The 20,456-nt window shown below is 70.3% G+C and carries 10 protein-coding genes; 7 read left to right on the forward strand and 3 right to left on the reverse strand.

The annotated features are described in order from the left end of the window. Position 1: 1 nt before the first annotated feature. Positions 2–1,048 (reverse strand): hypothetical protein, encoded by a 1,047-nt coding sequence (locus tag ACFXGN_RS12870; protein WP_384857321.1) that lies wholly within the window; start codon positions 1,046–1,048, stop codon positions 2–4. Positions 1,049–1,342: 294 nt separating this feature from the next. On the opposite strand from ACFXGN_RS12870, the gene pglW reads away from it, so the two are divergent. After that, positions 1,343–6,031, forward strand: a complete 4,689-nt coding sequence (pglW, locus tag ACFXGN_RS12875) for a BREX system serine/threonine kinase PglW (RefSeq protein WP_384857324.1) — start codon at positions 1,343–1,345, stop codon at positions 6,029–6,031. Next, positions 6,028–9,633 (forward strand): BREX-2 system adenine-specific DNA-methyltransferase PglX, encoded by a 3,606-nt coding sequence (pglX, locus tag ACFXGN_RS12880; protein ID WP_384857327.1) that lies wholly within the window; start codon positions 6,028–6,030, stop codon positions 9,631–9,633. The genes pglW and pglX overlap by 4 nt, the downstream gene beginning before the upstream one ends. Positions 9,634–9,693: 60 nt before the next feature. On the opposite strand, the gene ACFXGN_RS12885 is transcribed toward pglX, so the two are convergent. Both ACFXGN_RS12885 and ACFXGN_RS12890 read right to left on the reverse strand, forming a co-directional pair. After that, positions 9,694–9,903, reverse strand: coding sequence for a DUF397 domain-containing protein (locus tag ACFXGN_RS12885; protein WP_384857330.1), 210 nt, complete (start codon positions 9,901–9,903; stop codon positions 9,694–9,696). After that, positions 9,885–10,727, reverse strand: a complete 843-nt coding sequence (locus ACFXGN_RS12890) for a helix-turn-helix domain-containing protein (RefSeq protein ID WP_384857333.1) — start codon at positions 10,725–10,727, stop codon at positions 9,885–9,887. Before ACFXGN_RS12890 ends, ACFXGN_RS12885 begins: the two co-directional genes overlap by 19 nt. Before the next feature lie 216 nt (positions 10,728–10,943). On the opposite strand from ACFXGN_RS12890, the gene ACFXGN_RS12895 reads away from it, so the two are divergent. The 5 genes from ACFXGN_RS12895 (at position 10,944) to pglZ (ending at position 20,422) form a co-directional block, all read left to right on the forward strand. Continuing rightward, positions 10,944–11,189 (forward strand): hypothetical protein, encoded by a 246-nt coding sequence (locus ACFXGN_RS12895; protein ID WP_384857336.1) that lies wholly within the window; start codon positions 10,944–10,946, stop codon positions 11,187–11,189. After that, complete coding sequence (locus tag ACFXGN_RS12900; protein ID WP_384857339.1) at positions 11,186–11,473, forward strand: hypothetical protein; 288 nt, start codon at positions 11,186–11,188, stop codon at positions 11,471–11,473. Before ACFXGN_RS12895 ends, ACFXGN_RS12900 begins: the two co-directional genes overlap by 4 nt. A gap of 125 nt (positions 11,474–11,598) precedes the next feature. Next, positions 11,599–13,494 (forward strand): DNA/RNA helicase domain-containing protein, encoded by a 1,896-nt coding sequence (locus tag ACFXGN_RS12905; protein WP_384857341.1) that lies wholly within the window; start codon positions 11,599–11,601, stop codon positions 13,492–13,494. 110 nt (positions 13,495–13,604) lie between these two features. Further along, complete coding sequence (locus tag ACFXGN_RS12910) at positions 13,605–17,513, forward strand: DUF6079 family protein (RefSeq protein ID WP_384857343.1); 3,909 nt, start codon at positions 13,605–13,607, stop codon at positions 17,511–17,513. After that, positions 17,510–20,422, forward strand: coding sequence for a BREX-2 system phosphatase PglZ (gene pglZ, locus ACFXGN_RS12915; protein WP_384857346.1), 2,913 nt, complete (start codon positions 17,510–17,512; stop codon positions 20,420–20,422). Before ACFXGN_RS12910 ends, pglZ begins: the two co-directional genes overlap by 4 nt. The last annotated feature ends 34 nt before the right edge of the window (positions 20,423–20,456 follow it).

Genomic DNA, 20,456 nt, shown 5'->3' on the forward strand with positions numbered 1-20,456 from the left:
GTCAACGGCTCCGCAGAGTGTGGGCGACGAAAGCGAAGTGCTGAGCGTTGCCCACACTCAGCCACGTCTCGAACCCACCGGTGCTCCCGTTCCCGTGCGCGCAGTCGCGCAGCCAGCTCTCACCGACGCTCGCCAGGGGTCCGCGGAAGTCGGGCGACTCGACGAGCCCCCGCGCCGCCGCCCGGTTCAGCGGGATCTTCTCGTCGCCGCTGTGCAGCACCTTCACCATGACGAACGCCCGGTCGGCCGTGTAGCGGAGGAATCCCCAGTCCGGGCCGCCCTTCTGGTCGGGCCTCGGCACCCTTGCGATCGCGTCGGCGGGCAGTGTCCCGTAGTCGCCGTAGCTCAGCGAAGGCGCGTACGCCCGGCGGCTCAGCGCCACTTCATGCCACATCGCCCAGTCCCACCGGGGCTCTTCGCGCGTGCCCCGTTCCAGCGTCTCCGCCGTGACCTGGGGGAAGCCGCCGCTCAGCACGGAGACCGAACGCCAGGGGGTGAGGGGGACCAGGGCGTCGAGTGCCCGTAACGCCTCCTTCCCGGCGTCGGGCCGGTCCCCGAGGACCGCGTCCATGTCGAGGAGGAGGTCCGCCCGCACCGTCGGCTCGGCACGGGCCAGCAGGAACCGGACGGCTTCGGTGGTCCCGGCGTCCCATTCCCTCGTGACGCGGACACGCACCCCGATCCCTCGTCCGCTGTGGGCCGCCGCCGAGAGGGAGGCCGTCTGCTGAAGCGGGGACCGCTCCGGGCCGGTCACCGGTCGGAGGGGTGACAGCTCGCTGTATTCGCGCAGGATGTCCGCCAGCACGGCCACCTGCGCCTCGTCCGCGAAGGGGGCGTCGATCCAGGCGGAACGGTGGCGTTGGACCCGGCTCACCGAGCCGAGGCCCTTCCGCAGCTTCGCAGCGAGGGCCGGAGTGTCAGCTCCTGGCCACGGCGGCAGGTTCCACAGAGGCGCGATGGTCCGTCGATCGACCGCGCTCAGCCACCGGTAGGCCGTCACCGCATGCCGTCGCACCGGCAGCACCGGGACGTACAACGGCTCAGACACGGCGGACCCCCCCTCGGCGCTGTCGGCTCCGGTGACCTGGTGCCAGAGTCCGCGCCGCACGCCGAGTGCGAAACCGTGCCTATTCGGCCTTCCTGACCGAAAAACCGGATTCCCATGTGAAACGATCAACGGTTCTACCGTCCGGCGATCACCCTCGTACCGGAGGCACCCCGGCTGTCACCACCCACCATTAGGATTTCCCCTGGATGCTCCCTGGTCGGGACAGCCTGGAGGGCCCCGGGCCCCGGGCGGTCCGACATGGGGCACGGAAACCGAGACGGGCGGGGAAAGCGCATGCGGGAAGGCCGGTGGACCACGGTCGCCGACTCCGAGTTCGACCATGAGCGCCGCGGTCTGGAAGCGATCCGCGCCCTGCTTCCGGACGCGGACCCCTGGCGGGCCTGGTCGAACTTCACCTTCACGGCGAACACCGGGCACGTCCGCGAGGTCGATCTGCTGATCGTCGCCCCCGGCGGCATGACCATGATCGAGCTGAAGGACTGGCACGGCTCTGTGACCAGCGAGAACGGCACCTGGGTCCAGACCACCCCCGGCGGCCACCGCCGCCCCCACGGCAATCCGCTGCACCTGGTCAACAAGAAGGCGAAGGAGCTCGCCACGCTCCTCGGGCGGAACGGCAAGCGCGTCTGGGTGGGCGAGGCGGTCTGCTTCACGGACGGCGGTCTGCGCGTCCACTTCCCCGCCCACGACCAGAACGGCGTGTTCACCGTCCCCGAGCTCGTGGCCATGCTGAAGCAGCCGCCCCGGGACGAGCGGCGCCGCATCACCGCGATCGACTCACGTGAGATCAAGGCCGCTCTCGACCGGATCGGCATCCGGCGCAGCGAGGCCGCGTACAAGGTCGGCCCGTACCAGCTGGAGCGGAAGTCCTTCGACTCCGGCCCCACCTGGGCGGACTACCGGGCCACGCACAGCGAGCTGCCCGAGGTCGCCCGGGTCCGCGTCTACCTGAGCGAGCGCGGGTCCGATGCCTCGCTCAGGCGCTCGGTGGAGAACGCCGCCCGGCGCGAGGCCGCGGTGCTCCAGCGTTTCCGCCACCCCGGTGTCGTGCAGCTGAAGCAGTACTTCCCGTCCGGGCACTCGGCCGGCCCTGCGCTGATCTTCGACCACCACCCGCAGACCGTCAGGCTGGACGAGTACCTCCTCCAGCACGGCAAGCGGCTCGACATCCTCGGCCGCATGGCGCTCGTCCGCCAGCTCGCCGAGACCATGCGGTCCGCGCACTCCAGCCGGATCCACCACCGCGCCCTGGCCGCACGCTCGGTCCACGTCATCCCGCGCAATCGGGGGCGGGAAGGCCGGGCGATCGGGGAGGAGGCCGCCTGGCTGACTCCCCGGCTGCAGATCTCGGACTGGCAGATCGCCACGCAGCGCTCCTCGGGCACGGACGGCACCACGGGCCAGGGCATGACCCGCTTCGCCCCCACGGCCCTCTCGGTGGCGCACGTCTCCGAGGGCTCCGACCCCTATCTGGCGCCCGAGCTCACCGCCCTCAGCGCGGACCCGGTCTATCTCGATGTCTACGGCCTCGGTGTCCTCACATATCTGCTGGTCACCGGCCGGGCCCCGGCCGCGAGCCAGGCCGAGCTGCTCGCCCGTCTGGAGGCGGGCGAGGGCCTGCGCCCCAGTTCCCTGGTGGAGGGCCTGTCCAAGGACATCGACGAACTGGTGCAGGCGGCGACCGCCTACCGCCCCGGTCAGCGGCTGTCCTCGGTGGACGAGTTCCTGGAGATGCTGGAGCTGGTCGAGGACGACCTCACGGCACCGGTGCCGGTGGTGGAGGCCGCGAGCGCGGACGCTCCGGAGAAGGATCCCCTGGAGGCCGTCGCGGGCGATGTCCTCGGCACCAGGTGGGAGGTCCGCCGCCGACTGGGCACCGGCTCCACCAGCCGCGCGTTCCTCGTACGCGATCTGGAGGCGGAGGCCCGGAAGACCCGTCCGCTGGCCGTGCTCAAAGTGGCCCTCTCCGACAGCCGGGGCGACATCCTGGTCCACGAGGCCGAGGTCATGGGGCAGCTCCGCCCGGACTCCCGGATCATCCGGCTCGTGGAGCCGGAGCCCCTGCGCGTCGCGGGCCGGACGGTCCTCGTCCTGGAGTACGTCGGCGACGAGCGCGACCCGGTCGCCGGGACCGACGAGAGCGGTGGCACGTCCGAGGAGCCGGGCGCCGGGTCCCGGGGCGGCACGCGGCACCGCCGCCGCGAGGAGACCGTCGCCCGCCAGCTCCGTGAGCGCGGCCGTCTGCAGATGGACCAGCTGGAGGCGTACGGCGACTACCTCTTCGGGGCCGTGGACTTCCTGGAGGGCGAGGGCGTCTGGCACCGGGACATCAAGCCGGACAACATCGCCATCCGCATCCGTCCCAACCGCACCCGCGAACTGGTACTCATCGACTTCTCCCTCGCGGGCTACCCGGCGACGGACCACGACGCGGGTACGGAGGGGTACCTCGACCCGTTCATCGGCACCCTCACCCGCACCGCGTACGACTCGCACGCCGAGCGGTACGCCGTGGCCGTCACGCTGCACCAGATGGCGTCCGGCGAGCTCCCGAAGTGGGGCGACGGCTCGCTGCCGCCCCGTATGACGGACGCGGCCGAGGTTCCGTACCCCGTCGTCGCCGCCGACGCCTTCGAGCCCGCCGTACGGGACGGTCTCCTCGCCTTCTTCCGCAAGGCCCTGCACCGGGACACCGCGAAGCGTTACGCGGAGCTGAAGCCGATGCGGGACGCCTGGAGGAAGATCTTCCTGGACGCCGCCCAGGCGATCCCGTCCAGCCACCGCAGCCGCCATCCCGAACCGCTCGCCGAACGGCCGGTCACCGACCCCGGCATGTCGGCGATCGCCGAGGCCGAGCCGCTGACCGCCGACGAGCAGCGCGAACGGCTCGCCGCCGCCGTCACCCGGGACACCCACCTCTCCTCGGCGGGTCTCACCCCGGCCGCCGAGTCCTTCCTGTACGGCCTCGGCGTCACCACCGTCGGCGGGCTCCTCGACTACAGCCGCAGCAAGCTGCCCAACGCCCCCGGTCTCGGTACGAAGACCCGCACCGAGGTGCAGCGCCGCCAGCGCCAGTGGGGCAAACTGCTGCGCGAAGCCCCTCTCTCGCCCCTGACCCAGAAGGGCCGTGCCGAGGCCAAGGAAGAACTGGCCCAGCTCACGGCCACCGAGTCGGCGGTGCTCGGCACCCTCGCCGCGCAGGACGGCGCGGGCGGGCTCACCGGCTCCGCGCTACGTTCGGTCAGCCTGGACACCCTGGCCACGATCTTCGTCCCCGAACTCAACAACAACCGCTCCAACAGCAACAAGATCGAGATGGTGCGGCTGCTGCTCCGCCTCCCGAACGAGCGCGGCGAACTGCCGGACATCGGCGTCTGGCCGAAGCAGAAGGACGTCGCGGAGTCCCTCGGCCTGTCGGCGGGGCGCATCCCGCAGATGCTCAAGGAGGAGCGCAAGCGCTGGAAGAAGCATCCGGCGGTGCAGGCCCTGCGCGAGGAGATCACCGGTCTTCTGGTCGACCTCGGCCGGGTCGCCTCCGCCCTCGAGATCGCCGACGCGCTGGCCGTACGGCGGGGTACGCAGCTCGCCGAGCGTGAGCAGCGGCGGGCGCTGGCGCTCGCTGCCGTGCGGGCCGTGGTGGAGGTGGAGCAGCTCGAGCCGGAGGAGGCCGAGTTCCAGCACCAGCCCAACCGCAGGGCCACCGAGGACGCCCTCGTCGCGGGCCTGCTCGCGCTCGACGTCCGGGAGACCGACGCCCCGGACACCCCGACGGCACCCGGTCTCCTCGACTACGCCGGCCGTCTGGGGAGGACGGCGGACCGGCTGGCCCGCCTGGCGACCCTGCCGACCGCCGCCACGGTGCTCAGTGAGCTGGGCGCGCTGACCCCGCCGCCGGGTGCGGTCGAGTGGGACGAGCGGCGGCTCGTCGAGCTGGCCGCCGCCGCCTCGGCGAACGCCGCCGCGACTCCGCGCCTGGAGATCTACCCGCGTGACCTGTCGCTGGTCCGCGCCCTGCGGCTCACCCAGGCCGGTCTGGTCCCGATGATCCCGGGCATGCCGGAGGCCCGGCAGCCCGGCCTCCCGGGTGAGCTCGTCCACGAGCGGGTCCGTGCCCGGTTCCCCGAGCTCGTCGTTCCCGACACTCGGGGGGTCGCGAGCCATGACCTGCCGACCGGCAGCCGTCTGACGAAGGCGCTCTTCGACGCGGGCTTCGAGCTCACCCTGTCCACGCGCGAGGACACCAGGACCCTGCGGTACCTGCCCACGCGGACGGACGGCACGTCCAGCTATCTGACGGGGGGCGTCTGGCGGCAGTCCACGGACGTGGGCGCGGTCACGCGGTATTCGGACGATCCGCTGCTCGCGGGCGCGGTCCGCTCCGACGAGCGTCTGCTCGCGTCGGCCCGCCAGGACGGTTTCCGGGTCCTGACCGTGCACCACGGCCGTACGGTCGACGCGGTACGGGAACTGGTCGCGGCCCGGATAGGCGCCCGCCCGGTGTCCGTGACCGAGCTGTTCCTGGAGTCCATGCACGCCCTCGTCCCGCCGGCCACGAAGCCGACGTGGGAGACCCTGCTCCGTGCCGACGTGGCCGAGCCGGGCTCCCGGGGGGCGCTGAAGTTCGCCGAGTACGCTCGGACGGCGTGGGGCACGGTCGAACCGCGCGTGCGGGAGCTGCTCGACCCGGCGACGGGTCCGGGACCCGTCCTCCTCACGGAGACGGCCGTCTTCGCCCGGTACGACGCGATGGGCGTCCTGGACCGGCTCGCGGAGGCGGCCAGGCGGGGCGGGCGCGGCCTGTGGCTGCTGGTCCCACAGCCGGACCCGGCGCGGGAGCCGAAGCTGGGGACTGTGGCGGTGCCGTACCAGGCGGGCCTGGGCGAATGGATCGACCTGCCCGACTCGTGGGTGAAGAACGCCCACCGGTCGGGTCTGAACGAAGTCAAGGGAGACGACAAGTGATCGACCGCAAAGCCCTGTTGGACGACCTGAAGCAACAGGTCAAGGCGGTCGAGGCCGATCTCGGCAAGCAGGTGAAGATCGTGCCGGAGGGCGCGCGCCTGCGGGCCGAGTACGACCGGGCCCGGAAGCTGGGCCGTACGGCGGCGACGTGGAACACGTGGCTGGACGAGCGGATCACTCAGGTCGCGGTGGCCTGGGTACTCGGTTCGGTCTTCGTGCGGTTCAGCGAGGACAACGGCCTGATCCCGGAGCCGTTCCTGACGGCACCGGGCGAGGACCGGCGGGACCTGGCGCTGGCCCGGTACGAGGAGTACCTGTCGACGTCGGAGGACCCGACGTACCGGGGCTGGCTGGAGCGCGCCTTCGACGAACTGGGCGCGGGCCAGGCCGGGCGTCTGCTGTTCGACCGCCGTCACAACCCGCTCTACCAGATCCCGCTGTCGCACGACGGGGCGCGGGAGCTGGTCGACTTCTGGCGGGGCCGGGACGAGGAGGGCGTCCTCGTCCACGACTTCACGGACGCCCTGAACGAGGACGGCACGGAGGGCTGGGACACCCGCTTCCTGGGCGACCTGTACCAGGACCTGAGCGAGGCGGCCCGCAAGACGTACGCGCTGCTGCAGACCCCGGAGTTCGTGGAGGAGTTCATCCTCGACCGGACGATGGACCCGGCGGTCCGGGAGTTCGGCTACGAGGACCTGAAGATGATCGACCCGACCTGCGGGTCGGGCCACTTCGTCCTGGGCGCGTTCCGGCGGCTGGTACGGCTGTGGGGCGACGGCCAGCCAGGACGTGACTTGCACGAGCGGGTGCGGGCGTCCCTGGACTCGGTGCACGGCGTCGACCTGAACCCGTTCGCGGTGGCCATCGCGCGGTTCCGGCTGCTGGTCGCGGCGATGGCGGCGAGCGGCGTACGGACGCTGGAGGAGGCGGGGCGGTACGAGTGGCCGATCCACCTGGCGGTGGGCGACTCACTGATCAAGCACCGTCACCGGCAGGGCAACCTGTTCGACGACTCGGACGAGGAGGGCGCGGACGAGCTCGCGGACTTCAAGTACGAGACGGAGGATGTGCATGAGCACCCGGATATTTTGCGGCCGGGTCGGTATCACGTGGTGGTGGGGAATCCGCCGTACATCACGGTGAAGGACAAAAAGCTCAACGACCTATACCGAGATCTCTACGACGCATGTGCGGGCACATACGCCCTTTCAGTACCGTTCGCGCAGCGATTCTTCGAGTTGGCTGCCCGAGGCGACTCGAATGGGTCTGGCTACGGCATGGTCGGGCAAATCACCGCCCGCTCGTTCTCTAAGCGTGAGTTTGGCCGACTCCTCGTAGAGGATTTCTTCGCCCACGATGTCGAACTAACTGAAGTCATCGACACATCCGGAACGTACATTCCTGGCCATGGGACCCCAACAGTAATTTTGATCGGGCGCCCCCTCGCCGGCATTCACCGGAAAAGCACCATCCGCACCGTTCGAGGCGTGCAAATTGAGCCATCTCTTCCATCCGACCCCGCTAAGGGACTTGTATGGAGTGCGATCGTCAGGCAAATCGACACGCCTGGATCCGTAAGTAAATGGGTGTCCGTGGACGACCTCGAGCGGGACGTCAACTTCACTCAGCAGCCCTGGATTCTCACCGACGGCGGATTGGAACTTTTCACTCAAATCAACGACCAGGCAACGCGGCGCCTAAAGTCCGAAATCAGCCCACCCATTGGTCGCGCAATCCGAGCTGGAGCTGACGAAGCCTACGTTCGACCTCTGCGCCCAACATACCGAACCTTCGCAGGCTCAAACGGACTACGCCCTCTCATGACAGGGGATATCGTGCGGGATTGGGACGCGCGCCCCGAGGAATCCATCTGGTTCCCTTACGGAAAAGAGGTCAATCCAACAGACCTTGCGCGAGAATTGTGGCAGCTACGGCGACTACTTGAGGCCCGTCGCACTTTCCAAGGAGATATGGCAGCGGCAGGGCTTCGCTGGTGGGACTACATGCAGTACACTGCGTCAGCTTACGAGACGCACCTATCTATTTCTTTCGGTGAAGTTGCCACACACAATCACTTCGTACTGGATCGCGGCGGCCGGGTATTCAAGCAGACCGCACCAATCATCAAACTGCCAGGGCAAGCAACAGAGGAGGATCACCTCGGTCTTCTGGGTCTCTTGAATAGTTCCACGGCAGCATTCTGGTTGAAAATGGCTTGTCACGACAAGCCAAGTAACGGTGTCGGGCGAGGACTAGAGTCCGAGAAGTGGACTGTTCATTACCAGTTCAACGGATCCAACATTGAACGCTTCCCGCTGCCCCCTATGCCCTACCCCACTTCTGCCGCCACCACTCTAGATGCATTCGCCCAGCACCTCGCCGCCGCCAGCCCTGCGTCTCTGCTAGCTGAATCCACCGCCACCGTCTCCGCCCTGCACGAGACGCACGAGATTTGGTATTCCACACGTGCACGCATGATCGCCCTCCAAGAGGAGCTGGACTGGCAGGTCTACTCGCTCTACAACTTGCACCCCGAGGACCTGCGGGTCTCTGAGGATCCCGATTCTCCCGACATTCCCGAGCTCGCCCTCGGTGAGCGTGCCTTCGAGATCGTGCTTGCTCGTCGCGTCGCCGCAGGCGAGGCCAGTGACGAGTGGTTCAAGCGGCACGGCTCCACGCCCATCACCGAGATCCCTGCGCACTGGCCCGCCGCCTACCGCGCGGTCGTTCAGAAGCGGATCGATGCCATCGAGTCGTCGCGGGCCATCGGGATGATCGAGCGGCCCGAGTACAAGCGGCGGTGGGCCACCGAGGGGTGGGACTCGCTTCAGGAGAAGGCCCTGCGGAGCTGGCTGCTCGACCGGATCGAGAGCCGTGATCACTGGTTCGACGAGAACGGGATGCCCGCCCTCATCACGCTCTCCCGCCTCACCGACAACCTGTCCCGCGACGAGGACTTCGTCTCCGTCGCCAAGATCTACGCGCCCCGCAAGGAACTGCACGCCGTCGTCACCGAGCTGATGACCGACGAGCACGTCCCCTTCCTCTCCGCCCTGCGCTACAAGCCCGCCGGGCTCAAGAAGCGCTCCGACTGGGAGCACGTCTGGGACCTGCAGCGTCAGGAAGACGCCGCCGAGGACGAGCTCGCCAAGCGGAAGATCCGGGACACCATCCCCGTACCGCCGAAGTACACCTCGGCCGACTTCCTGCGCCCCTCCTACTGGCGGGCGCGCGGCAAGCTCGACGTGCCCAAGGAGCGCTTCATCTCCTACGGGCAGGCCAACGTGCCCACGCCCGACCTGTACGGCTGGGCCGGCTGGGACCACCAGGAGCAGGCGTACGCGCTCACCACGTACATCGCCACCCATGAGGCCCTGACCGCCGAGGAAGCCACCCCGTTCCTGGCCGGTCTGCTGGAGCTCCAGCCCTGGCTGGACCAGTGGCACGACGAGTTCGACGCCACCTTCGGGTCGTCCCCCGCCGTGTTCTTCCGGGGCGACCGGCAGATGGAACAGGGCAAGCACGGCCTGACGGACGACGACCTCCACGCCTGGCGCCCAGCGGCGGCCACCCGAGGCCGCCGGACGACCAAGAAGTAGGCCCCAATACGGCGACGGCCCCCGCGATCCACATGGTTCGCGGGGGCCGTCGTCACGTACTCAGCCGTTCAGCCGCCCGGCCTTGACCGCCGCCACGAAGGACGACCAGTCCCCCACCGCGAACACGAGAACCGGACCGCCCGATACCTTGCTGTCCCGTACGGGGATAGCCGTGGCGAAGTCGTCGGAGACCTCGACACACGCGCCACCATCCTGGTTGCTGTAACTGCTCTTGCGCCAGTTCACAGCGCTCAGGTCGATGGTTCGCACGGCAGCTCCTCCAACATACGCAGGACGGTCTTCCGCGACTCGGCCGGGGAAAGCGCCAGGTCGCGCATCGCATCGTACGCACGCTGCATACGCTCCACTACGGCGCTGTCCTCGAAGAGTTCGCCACCGTATCCGTGCTCCGTGTATGCCACGGTGCGCCAGCCCGGCAGACGCAGGAACCAGACATCCGTACTCGACAAGCCGTGCAGACCTGTCTCCTGTGGCAGCACTTGAAGCGTCACGTTCGGCCGCTCGGCCATCTCGTGCAGATACTCAAGCTGTTCCCTCCACGCTGCCGCGTCCCGTAGGGCCGTTCGCAGGGCCACCTCCGAAAGAATCGTCCGGAAGGGAGGCGGATCCTCTCCTTCCAAGAGCACCCGTCGCTCCAACCGCGCCTCGACCTGCTGCTCCAGCTGCTTTCCTTTGAACCCGCCCAGCGACAGCAGTTCCCGCGCGTACCCCGCCGTCTGCAACAACCCCGGCAACACGCTCACCGCGAAGTGCCACAGGCTCACCGCCTCTGCCTCCAGCGTCATGTACCGCCGGTAGCGTTCCTTGAACTGCGACTTGTCCCCCGCCGCCAGTTCCCAGAGGGCCAGCAGCAGTTCCGGCGTGCCGTAGAAGGTGTCCAGGGCCCGGACGACGTCCGGGCTGCTGATCGTCTCGCCCTTCTCCATTTTGCCGAACAGCGACCAGTCCCAGCCGACCCGTTCCCCGAGCTGCCGCAGACTCAGCTTCCGCTCCACCCGGAGTCTGCGCAGTTCCTCCGCGAACCGCTGGCGCGGCTCCTGGCTGCGACCGCTGATCACTCGTCGCTGCGGCATGGCGCTTCCCTCCGAGTCGCTCGCACGGGCCGACCGTGCCGACGGGGCGTGGAAAGTGTGGAACCAGCACCGCACGAGGGGGAAGGACTTCCCCGTCCACATCCGGCCCGCCCGTGTCCGGGCACATCCTCGTGACACCCGGACTACGGAGCGTAATCCACCGCATGTCAACGGGTCCAGGAACCAGCGGAATCGACCCCCACGAGGAGCGCACCCATGGTATTGACCCCGACCGAACCGGCCACCCCCGCGTCCAAGATCCAGGAGGCCCTGGACGCGCGGGACGCGCTCGCCGCCGCCCTCAGTCGGGCCGGCGTCCAGCTTCCCGCCATGGACATCCGCACCCCGTGGCAGGACGAGCGGGAGGGCGAGGCCCGGTACGCCCTCGTCCATCTCGGCGTCTGCTCCGCGCCGGTCGCCCACGCGCTCGCCACGGTGATCCTCAACGGGCTCGGCCGGTGACCGAGGAGAGCGACGAGCTGCCCCGCGTGGACGCGGTCGTCCTCGACACCGCCCGCAATCGCGTGGGCCGTGTCATGGGCCGCGAGGGCCCGTACCTCCAGCTGCGCCCCCTCGGCGGTGGTCTCGAGTGGGACGTCGCCCCGGCACAGCTCCATCCCCTCGTCGGCGCCGAACTGCTGAGCGCGCTCGTCGCCGAAGCGAACGCACGCAGTCGACGTGGCAGCGAAAACGGGCCACCGCTTGGCCTGAACCTGACGGAGTCCGGGCGGCCACCCTCCCTGTGAAGCACCCACCGTCCTAAGATGACGGGAATCAATTGCGCGGCCCGCCGGGCTTCCGTTCCGCCTCGCGGACCTCGAGGACATGCCCCCACCCGCACGAGCGTTCTTGTGCTGCCTGGGGGCATTCCTTGCTGTTCCGTGAGTCCGCGACGTCCGTCGCCGCCCGCACCCTCGAAGGTTCGCTGGCGGCCCTCCTGGCCGAGAACTTCAGGCACAAGCACAGCCATCAACCCGGTGCCTCCGAAGTGCGGTCCTGGAAGCACAGCCTCCCGGCCCTCACGCACGCCCTGGTCGAGGCCGGGCTCGGCGACGTCGAGGTGATGGTCGAGTACGGACTGCCCCTCACCAGCAAGCGGGCGGACGCGATACTGGCCGGAGTCCACCCCACCACCGGCGAACCGTCGTACGTCGTCGTGGAGCTCAAGCAGTGGAGCGAGGCGCACCCGGAGGACGAGGACCCGCTCCTCTGCCGCATCGGCTCCTACGCGCACCCCGTCCTGAACCCGATCGAGCAGGTCCGCGGCTACTGCGAGTACCTGCTGTCGTTCAACGGCGCGGTGGAGCGGAGCCCCGAGTCCGTCGCCGGAGTGGCCTTCCTGCACAACGCGACCGAATCCGGTGTCCGCGCGCTGCGGTCCGTCCCGGAAACGCCCCACGGCCGCATGTACACCGGCCAGGAGCGCGGCGCCTTCATCGACTTCCTGCGCACCCGCCTCGCCCCCAAGCCCGGCGCCGAGGCCGCCGACATCCTCCTCCAGGGCAAGGTGCGGCCGTCCAAGCAGCTCATGAGCGTCGCGGCGGCCGAGGTGCGGGACCGGGAGCAGTTCGTGCTCCTCGCCGAGCAGCGGCTCGCGTACGAGGTGGTGATGTCGGCCGTGCGGAAGGCGCGGCACGCCAACCACAAGCGGGTGATCGTGGTCACCGGCGGCCCCGGATCGGGCAAGAGCGTCATCGCGCTGCAGCTCCTCGGAGAGCTGTACCGGCGCGGGATCCCTGCCCTGCACGCCACCGGGTCACAGTCGTTCACCAAGACGATGCGCAAGGTGGCGGGGGCCCGGAAGCCCGAGGTGCGCGAGCTGTTCAAGTACTTCAACAGCTTCATGCAAGCCGAGCCGAACGACCTCGACGTACTGATCTGCGACGAGGCGCACCGGCTCCGCCTCACCTCCGCCAACCGCTACACGAAGGCCGAGCTGCGGACCGGGCGTCCGCAGGTGGCCGAGCTGATCGACGCGGCCCGGGTGCCGGTGTTCCTGCTCGACCAGCACCAGGTGGTGCGGCCCGGCGAGATGGGGACGAGGGAGCAGATCGAGCAGGCGGCGGCCGAGCTCGGCGTCGACTGCACGGTGGTGGAGCTGGACAGCCAGTTCCGCTGCGGCGGCAGCGACGCGTACGTGGCCTGGGTGGCCGACCTCCTCGGCCTGGAGGGCGGGGAGCCGACGGTCTGGGAGCCGGACGGCAAGGTGGAACTGCTCGTCGCGGACAGCCCTCGGGAGCTCGAGGACTTCCTCGTCGCCCGCCGGGACGAGGACTACGGGGCCCGGATGTCCGCCGGTTACTGCTGGAAGTGGACGAAGGACATCACTCCGGCCATGCGGTCACTGCCCGCCGACGTCGTCATCGGCGACTGGTCCCGGCCCTGGAACCTGTTCGGCGACCGGTCCCTGCTCGGAGCGCCGCCCTCGTCCCTGTGGGCGACGGACGAAGCCGGTTTCGGCCAGGTGGGCTGCGTCTACACGGCGCAGGGCTTCGAGTACGACTGGTCCGGCGTGATCATCGGGCCCGACCTGGTGTGGCGTACGGACCACTGGGTGGTCGACCGCACGGCCTCCAAGGACCCGTCGTTCACCAAGGCCACCCCCGACGCCCAGATCGACCGGCTGATCCGCAACACCTACAAGGTGCTGCTGACCCGGGGCATGGTCGGGACGATCCTCTACTCGACGGACGCGGAGACGCGGGAGAAGCTCCGGTCGCTGATCCCTCCGGCCCCGGTCACCGACGGGACCGCCGATCCCGTGTGACGTCCGGTGCCGGAAATCCGGCGACCGCTGTCAGAGCGACGCCATACGATCGGACCAGTGACACCAGTCACCACCACCAGCAACCGACCCGCCGGAGAGTGATCCCGTCCATGGCCCAGCAGCCGCCCCTGCTCCGTGACGTCATCGACATCAAGGAGAAGGTCTCCACCTCGGACTTCGTGCTCCAGCTCTCGGAGGCGACGACCCCCGAGGGCGCGGAACGCGCGCTCCGGGACTACGTGGTCACGGAGCGGCTGCTGGAGAACTTCGACGAGGCCCTCGGTCTGATCAGGTCCGCGCTCGACGGATCCACGTCCAAGGCGGCCTACCTCCACGGCTCCTTCGGCTCCGGTAAGTCGCACTTCATGGCCGTGCTCCACGCGCTGCTCAGCGGCAGCCCGGCCGCCCGCGCCCGGGGCGACTTCGACCCGGTCCTCACGAAGCACGAATGGCTCGGCGAGGACGGGAAGAAGTTCCTGCTCGTCCCGTACCACATGCTCGGGGCGAAGGCCCTGGAGCAGCGGGTCCTCGGCGGGTACGTGAGCCACGTCAAGAAGCTCCACCCGGAGGCGTCGACCCCGCAGGTCTACCGGACGGACGCCCTCTTCGAGAGCATCCGGTCGATGCGGGCCCGCATGGGCGACCAGACCGTCATCGCGGGTCTGGCCTCGCTGGACGCGGCCGACGACGAGGGCGGCGAGGGAGAGGACGAGTGGGGCGAGTCCCTCGCCTGGACGTGGACGCCCGCACTGCTCGACACCGCGCTGGCCGCCGAGGAGGTCCACGAGGGCGGCCGGGCCCTCAACCTGGTCCGCCCCTCCACGCCCTCCGAACTTCGGGCGCGGCTCGTGCGCGACGCGAGCACGAACCTGCTGCCCGGCTTCGCGAAGAACGCGGCGGAGGACGAGCACGGGTTCATCTCCCTCGACGCCGGCCTCTCCGTCATCGCCGAGCACGCCAAGGAACTGGGTTACGACGGCCTCGTCCTCTTCCTGGACGAGCTGATCCTGTGGCTGGCGACGCTGATCCACGACCAGAAGTTCGTGGCCCGCGAGGCGAGCAAGATCACGAACTTCGTGGAGGGCGGCGACGCCCGCCGCGCCGTCCCCATCGTCTCCTTCATCGCCCGCCAGCGCGATCTGCGCGAGCTGGTCGGCGAGGAGGTGTCGGGAGCGGCGGAGTCCTCCATCCAGGACACGCTCAACCTGGCCTCGGGCCGGTTCGACAAGATCACCCTCGAGGACCGGAACCTTCCCCAGGTCGCCCAGGCCCGCCTGCTGCGCCCGAAGGACGCGGAGGCGGCGACGCTCATCACGGCGGAGTTCGACAAGACGCGCAAGGTGCGCCAGGAGGTCTGGGACACCTTGCTCGGCTCCGACCGGGGCGCGGACGGGGTCGGCGCGGACGAGGAGAGCTTCCGGCTCACCTACCCCTTCTCGCCCGCCTTCATGGACACCCTCGTGCACGTGTCCTCCGCCCTCCAGCGCAACCGCACGGGCATGAAGCTGATGGGACAGCTGCTCGCCGACCACCGCAACGAACTGCGGCTCGGCGACCTGATCCCGGTCGGCGACCTGTACCCCCTGATCACCGCGGGCGGCGACAAGCCGTTCACCGACAGCCTGAAGGTCGTCTTCGAAGCGGCCGACAAGCTGTACAAGACGAAGCTGCGCCCCTACCTCCTCCTCACGCACAACGTCTCGGAGGAGGAGGTCGAGAAGTACACGAACCGCCCCGACGACATCACCGACCAGGCACTGCGCGCCCGGATCAAGGCGTTCACGGGCGACAACCGCATCGTCGGCACCCTGCTGCTGTCCGCACTCGCCCCGAGCGTCCCCGCCCTCGCGGACCTCACCGTCCGGCGGCTCTCGGCCCTCAACTACGGCTCGGTGGTCGCCCCGATCCCGGGCCGTGAGTACGGCATCCTGAAGAACAAGATCGCGGAGTGGGCGGGCCGCTTCCCGGAGATCAAGGAGACCGGCACCGACCTCAATCCCGGCGTCCGGCTGGAACTGTCCGGCGTCGACGTGGACTCGATCATCGCCAACGCCAACGTCAACGACAATCCGGGCAACCGCGCCGCGCTCGCCAAGCGACTCCTCGCCGAGGAACTCGACATCCCCCAGGGGCAGTTGATCGACGGACTGAACCTCGTCTGGCGGGGCACCGAGCGCAGCGTCGAGATCATCTTCGGGAATGTGGCCGACAGGGACGACCTGCCCGACCACGACCTGATGCCCCAGACGGACGGGCTCTGGCGGATCGCGATCGACCTGCCCTTCGACGAGACCGAGTACGGCCCGGTCGAGGACGCCGACCGGATGCGTCGGCTCCGCGAGGAGCAGGGCGAACCGTCCCGTACGGTCGCCTGGTTGCCCACCCACCTCTCCAGCCAGCGGTACGCCGACTTCCGCCGTCTGGTCGTGATCGACAAGGCCCTCGCGGACGAACAGCGTTTCAACGGCCAGTACGCGGGCCATCTGAGTCCGGACAACCGGGCCGCAGCCAAGGGCCTGCTCGAGACCCAGCGCGAGACTCTGCTCAAGAACGTGAAGGCGGCCTTCAAGCAGGCGTACGGGCTCGCCGAGAAGAAGGCCACCGACGTCGAGCTGGGCTTCGCCGACCACCTGCTGTCCCTGCGCGCGGTCGACGGACTGACGCTCTCCTTCGGACAGTCCCTGCGCGACGGGATCCGGCACGTCGCGGGCAAGCTGCTCACCAGCCAGTTCCCGGACCACCCGGACCTCGACCCCGACAGTACGGGGACGGCCGTCAAGCAGGCCGACGCCAAGAAGGTCTTCGGTCACGTACGGGCGGCTGCGGAGTCCCGCGACGGACGGGCCGAGATCCCGGCCCCCGACCGGAACCTGATGCGCCGGGTCGCCGGTCCGCTGCGCCTCGGACAGCAGAAGGAGGCGTACTTCGAGCTCTCGCGCTACTGGGCCGACCACTTCCAGCGGCTGGCCCGCGAGCAGGGCGTGACCGGTGACCTCAGTCTGATCACCCTGACCGACTGGACGGACCGGCCCACTCCGCGCGGGCTGCCCGGCTTCCTCACCCGGCTCGTCGTGGCCTCGTTCGCCGAGATGGACGACCGGGTGTGGGTGCGCGCGGGCGGGCCGCTCGACCCCGCGCCGGGGCTGCACGAGATCAAGGAGCAGGACTCCCTGCGCAGCCAGCCGCTCCCCTCCGAGGAGGACTGGGACACCGCCCGCCACCGGTTCACGTCCGTCTTCGGGCTGCCCGCGCCCACGCTGCGCCGTGGCCGCATGGTGAACCAGCTGGCCCGGCAGATCACCGCCGAGGCGGGCAAGTACCGTGACACGGCGAATGCCCTGGTGGCGGAGCTGGAGGAGCACGCGACCTTCCTCCAGCTGGACGAGACCGAGGAGACGGGACGGCTGGCCGTCGCGCGGCGAGCCGTGGAACTGCTCGACACGCTCGCCGGTTTCGCCGGTCAGGGCGCCGCGGGGGCCCGGAAGACCGTCGAGGCGCTCGCCGCCTTCGACTTCGGTCCGGTCAGCCCCGACCGCTTCGGGACCTCCGTCAAGCGGGCCGACACGGTGGCCACGGCCCTGAACCTGGCCCCCTGGACCACGCTCGACCTGGCCTCCTCCGAGGGCCCCGAGGGCGAGGCCCTGCTCGAGTCCCTCCGCAACGCCGCCCGCAGCGACCAGCGGACCGCCAAGCTGGAGGAGGCCCTGAAGCAGACCCAGCGCGATGTCCTCGCGCTGGTGAAGCGGAACCGGACGGCGACCACCCCGCCACCCGCTCCCCCGGCCCCGGCCCCTGGTCCCGGTGACGTGCCGCTGGACACGCCGACCAGCCATCCGCCCGTACCCGAGAGCAGCGGATCCGGCACCGCCCCCACCAGCGGCGGCCGGGTGCGGACTTCCGGCGGCGGACTCACCACGGCCGTGCGCGCCGCGGCGGAACTCCAGGCCGAACTCGCCACGCTGATCGCCGAGAACCCCGGAGCCACCGTCGAGATCACCTGGCGGGTCGTCGAGTCGTGAGCACGATCACCCCCGGCACCCTCGCGGTGCGGCTCACGGTCGCGGCCGTCACCCAGTACCTTTCCGCCCAGACGTCGCTGGCCGACGCCTTGGCGGGCCGGGGCAGGCCCCGGGTCGTCCTGCTGCGCTCCGCCCCGCACTGGGAGGGTCCCACCGTGCCCGTCTGGGGCGACGGCAGGTCCGCCCGCGTCACGGCCGCCCCGTCCCCGCTCGCCGTGCACGAGCTGGTGCTCGACCATCTCGCCGACCGGTCGGGCGGGCCCGCCGTGCTCGTCGTCCTCACGGACCGCGAACAGAGCGAGCTCGACCCGGCGGTCCTCGCCCGCGCCCACAAACAGCGCGTCGACGCGGTCGACAGCTGGGACCTCGTCCGGGACGCCTTCGGCGCCCACCAGGTCGACCCACGGCTCAAGGAGGACAACTGGGCCGCCGAGGCGCTGCTGGAAGCGGCGCCCCCGGTCGGCTGGCCCCGTCTCGCCGGTGGACTGCTGTCCCGGCGGACAGCCCTCTCCGCCCTCGCCCTGCGCCGCCTGCGCCTGAGCCCGTACCAGGAGGAGGACGCGCCCGGCCCACGGGACCACACGGCGGCGGCGGACAACCTGGACACCCACGCGCTGCTCGGCTGGTCGCTGACGCCGACCGGACCCGAGCGCTTCCTCGAACTGCGCGGGGCCGAGCGCTCGGGCCTCGTGACCTTCCTCGGCGAGGAGGACCAGGCCGGTTCCGCCGGTCGGGCGCTCCTCGCCCTCGTCGAGGCGGAACACGGCCCGGACGCCGTCGCCTTCGGGCTGGTGTGCGCCGCCCTGTGGAGCCACACCGAGCCGGACGCCTCGACGTACACCGCGCGGGGCCGTGCCGAGCGCTGGTTCGGTGAGCGGCCCCCGGCCCGGGGCGAACAGTTCGACGCCTTGGCCGCGGCCTTCGGACAGGCGGCCGAGGAGTACGTCACGGGGCTGCTGGCGAGGGCCGCCCGAGCCGGTGGCGAGGGTTCCGACGAGGCCCGCGAGGCCCGCCGGACCAGTGACACCGCGCTGGACCGGGCCTCGGCCCTGGTACGGCAGTTCGGCGCCGAGGCCGCGGCAGGAGCCAGCCCCGTCCTGTCCGCCGGCCTGGACGCCAGGTTCACCGCCGTGGGACGGGCACTGACGGCGCGAGAGCCGAAGGAGCTCGCCCGCACGGTGAACGCCCTGGGCGAACACCAGCGTGCGAAGGGGCCGGAGAACCGGGCGCGCATCGAGCGGACCCGGATGGGCCGACGACTCGTCCAGTGGCTGGCCGTCGAGACCGTCGCCGCGAACCGGTCGGTGTTCGAGGCCATACAGCACCACGTCGAGGAGACCGGCTGGGTCGACCGCGCCCTGGAACACATCGAGGCCGGGGGCGACCCCGACACGGCGCTCGCCGCCGCGTACGACACGCTGGGCACCGACGTGCGTGAGCGCCGACGCGTCATCGACCACGACTTCGCCCGCGCGCTCGCCGTGTGGACCGCCGGAGGCAATGTCCCCGGCGAGATGCTGACCGTGGAGTCCTTCCTGGCGCGCGTCGTGAGGCCCGTCGTCCGGAACGCCCCGGACCGGCGGGTCCTGCTGCTCGTCCTCGACGGCATGAGCGCGGCCATCGCCACCGAGCTGGGCGAGGAACTGCGCGCTTCGTGGGCGGAGTTCGACCCGGTGGAGGACGGGAACCCGAGGCGTCGCGCCATGGCCGCCGCCCTTCCGACACTGACGGCCGTCTCCCGTACCTCACTCTTCGCGGGCATGCTCACCCACGGGTCGCAGAAGGACGAGGCCCAGCTCTTCCCGAGGCTGCCGATCTGGGGCGGAGCGCCCGCCGCCGTCTTCCACAAGGACGACCTGCGCGCCGGGAGCGCGGGCGAGACGTTCGGACCGGCACTGACCGAGGCCCTGCTCGACGGCCGTACGCACGTGGCGGTGGTCCTCAACGCCATCGATGACCGGCTCGCCAAGGAGCAGAAGCTCGGCGACGGATCCTGGCAGGCCGCGCACGTCCCCGGACTGTCGGACCTGACGCGGGTCGCGGCGGAGCAGGGCATGGCCGTGCTCGTCACCAGTGACCACGGGCATGTGGTGGACCGCCACGGCATGAAGGTCGAGGCCGGGGCGCCGCTGTCGGCCCGCCACCGCGCCCCCGGCGGGAACATCTCCCCGGTGGAGATCGAGCTGCGCGGAAGCCGGGTCGTCGCTCCCGAACCCGGGGGCACGATCGTGGCCCTCTGGGACGCCGACTCGCGGTACACGGCGCGGAAGGCGGGCTACCACGGCGGGGCTTCGCTCGCCGAGTTCACCATCCCGGTGCTCGCCTTCCTGCCGTTCGGGGCCACGCCTCCCCCCGGATGGCGGGAGCTGGGAGACCAGCGGCCTTCCTGGTGGGACCAGGAAGGGCAGGCGCAGCCGCCCGCGACGGGCACGACTCGTCCGGCGGGTACGACGGTCACGGCGGCGAAGCGTCCGGCCCGCCCGAAGGCGAGGGAGGAGCAGGAGCGGCTGGCTCGCACGCACGACGCGCTGTTCGACGTCGTCCTCGCTCCCGCCCAGGATCACGAGGACGCGCTGGTGACCGTCACACCGGTCGACCCCGACGACGCCCTGGTGGCCCGGCTCTTCGACTCGGAGACCTTCCGGGGACAGATCGGCCTCCTCGCCCGCAGGCCCCCCATGGACAAGGTGGAACAGGCGATCCGGTCCCTGATCGACGCCGGTGGAACGCTCCCCGTGACGGCCCTGGCCCAGCGCGTGTCCTATCCGCCGACCCGCGCCGACGGGTTCGCCGCCGTCCTGCGGCAGCTGCTCAACTACGACGGCGTGCAGGTCCTGGAGACACTCCCGGACGGCAGGACCGTCCGCCTCGATCTTCCCTTGCTACGGGTCCAGTTCGGTCTCGACTGACGTCCCGTCCGCCTCGATCTTCCTCGATCCCCGC

Source organism: Streptomyces sp. NPDC059247, assembly GCF_042754005.1.
Taxonomy (GTDB): domain Bacteria; phylum Actinomycetota; class Actinomycetes; order Streptomycetales; family Streptomycetaceae; genus Streptomyces.

Excerpts from the sequence above, each read along its gene's own strand:
- pglW (WP_384857324.1), top strand. The coding sequence starts at position 1,343 with ATGCGGGAAGGCCGGTGGACCACGGTCGCCGACTCCGAGTTCGACCAT.
- ACFXGN_RS12895 (WP_384857336.1), top strand. The coding sequence starts at position 10,944 with ATGGTATTGACCCCGACCGAACCGGCCACCCCCGCGTCCAAGATCCAG.
- ACFXGN_RS12910 (WP_384857343.1), top strand. The coding sequence starts at position 13,605 with ATGGCCCAGCAGCCGCCCCTGCTCCGTGACGTCATCGACATCAAGGAG.
- ACFXGN_RS12890 (WP_384857333.1), bottom strand. The coding sequence starts at position 10,727 with ATGCCGCAGCGACGAGTGATCAGCGGTCGCAGCCAGGAGCCGCGCCAG.